Here is a 2,295-nt window from a genome sequence, read left to right on the forward strand (position 1 = left end):
AAGTCGTTACGCCATTCGTGCAGGTCGGAACTTACCCGACAAGGAATTTCGCTACCTTAGGACCGTTATAGTTACGGCCGCCGTTTACCTGGGCTTCATTTCGGAGCTTGCACTCCTCCACTTAACCTTCAGGCACCGGGCAGGCGTCAGGCCCTATACGTCGTCTTGAAGCCGACTTAGCAGAGCCCTGTGTTTTTGCTAAACAGTCGCTACCCCCTGGCCTGTGCCCCCTACAAGAGCTTGCGCCTATGTAGGGCCTCCTTCTTCCGAAGGTACGGAGGCAATTTGCCGAGTTCCTTCAGGACACTTCTCTCAAGCGCCTTGGTATACTCTACCTGACCACCTGTGTCGGTTTCGGGTACGGTCTATACGGTGGGGCTATTTCCCGGGACTGCTTCGAAGCCAGCTCAATCCGATAAGAGCTGACAACACACGCAATCCGTCACACACCACCAGGCCCACGAATATTAACGTGGTTCCCATCGACTACCCCCTTCGGGCTCGTCTTAGGGGCCGGCTCACCCTGCGCGGATTAGCCTTGCGCAGGAACCCTTGGTCTTTCGGCGAGAGGGCATCTCACCCTCTTTATCGCTACTCATGTCTGCATTCGCACTTCCGATACCTCCATGGTCGGTTACCCTTCCACTTCACAGGCTTACGGAACGCTCCGCTACCGCGTGATCGTAAACGATCACACCCTAAGCTTCGGTGCACGTCTTGAGCCCCGTTACATCTTCGCCGCAGGAACCCTTGTTTAGACCAGTGAGCTGTTACGCTTTCTTTAAAGGATGGCTGCTTCTAAGCCAACCTCCTGGTTGTTTTGGGATTCCCACATGCTTTCCCACTTAGACGTGACTTGGGGACCTTAGCTGTAGGTCAGGGCTGTTTCCCTTTTGACGACGGACCTTAGCACCCGCCGTCTGTCTCCCGGATATCACTCCTAGGTATTCGGAGTTTGGTTAGAGTTGGTAGATCTCGCGACCCCCGCATCCATCCAGTGCTCTACCCCCTAGGGTGTTCATCCGAGGCACTACCTCAATAGTTTTCGCGGAGAACCAGCTATTTCCCGGCTTGATTGGCCTTTCACCCCTAAGCACAACTCATCCGGTAACTTTTCAACGTTAATCGGTTCGGACCTCCAGTGCGTGTTACCGCACCTTCATCCTGGTCATGCATAGATCGCCGGGTTTCGGGTCTAATGCATCAAACTAAGTCGCCCTATTCAGACTCGCTTTCGCTGCGCCTACACCTATCGGCTTAAGCTTGCTTGATACATTAAGTCACAGACCCATTATGCAAGAGGTACGCGGTCAGGGCATAAAGCCCCTCCCACTGCTTGTAGGCATTCGGTTTCAGGTACTGTTTCACTCCCCTCGTCGGGGTGCTTTTCACCTTTCCCTCACGGTACTAGTTCGCTATCGGTCATGTACGAGTATTTAGGCTTGGAGGGTGGTCCCCCCATGTTCAGACAGGATTTCACGTGTCCCGCCCTACTCGAGTCCTTGATCATCACTTTCGCATACGGGGCTGTCACCCGCTATGGCCAACCTTTCCAGGTTGTTCTGCTAGTTGAAATCAAGGCACTGGCCTGGTCCGCGTTCGCTCGCCACTACTAACGGAATCTCGGTTGATGTCTTTTCCTCCGGGTACTGAGATGTTTCAGTTCGCCGGGTTCGCTTCACCAAAGCTATGTATTCACTTCGGTGATACCTTGCCCCAATTAACTCGGTAGTTGATCGCTCAACCACTGAATTAATTGGTGAAGGTGGGTTTCCCCATTCGGAAATCGTCGGGTCAAAGCTTGCTCACAGCTCACCGACGCTTATCGCAGCGTGCCACGTCCTTCATCGCCTGTACATGCCAAGGCATCCACCAAATGCCCTTACCTCACGCTTGAGAGTCCACACCACCAACGACAACGCTGGGCGCTCCTTTCGGAAACACCAACTCGGCAGAGCAGCGTTACGCGGCATATCGGTGTGGATGAAAATCTCAGCCTTTAATTGGACGATCGTTGATCCAGCTTCACAGCTGAAACCAACGCCGTCACGGCATCGATTTGAAAAACCCATTCACAATGTCAAAAAGCTCGCAAGCCCTTGGGCTCGCAGGACCGCTGTCGTAACAGCGGATCTCGTGTCTTCATCTATCTGGATAACGCTAAAGCGCATGTTGCTTTCGGAGACGCGCACTGCGCGTCTCGACGAAAGCTGGTGGAGCCTATCGGGATCGAACCGATGACCTGATGCTTGCAAAGCAACCGCTCTCCCAGCTGAGCTAAGGCCCCTGAAAAGT

General features: G+C 53.7%; 1 tRNA gene and 1 rRNA gene. Both read right to left on the reverse strand.

What is annotated here, in order from left to right:
* Nucleotides 1-1,896, reverse strand: a 23S ribosomal RNA gene (locus SPI01S_RS21530); the annotation flags it as partial.
* 315 nt (nt 1,897-2,211) lie between these two features.
* Nucleotides 2,212-2,287: transfer RNA gene (locus tag SPI01S_RS21535), tRNA-Ala, on the reverse strand.
* Nucleotides 2,288-2,295 lie beyond the last annotated feature (8 nt).

It is taken from the genome of Sphingomonas pituitosa NBRC 102491 (assembly GCF_001598435.1).
Taxonomy (GTDB): Bacteria; Pseudomonadota; Alphaproteobacteria; order Sphingomonadales; family Sphingomonadaceae; genus Sphingomonas; species Sphingomonas pituitosa.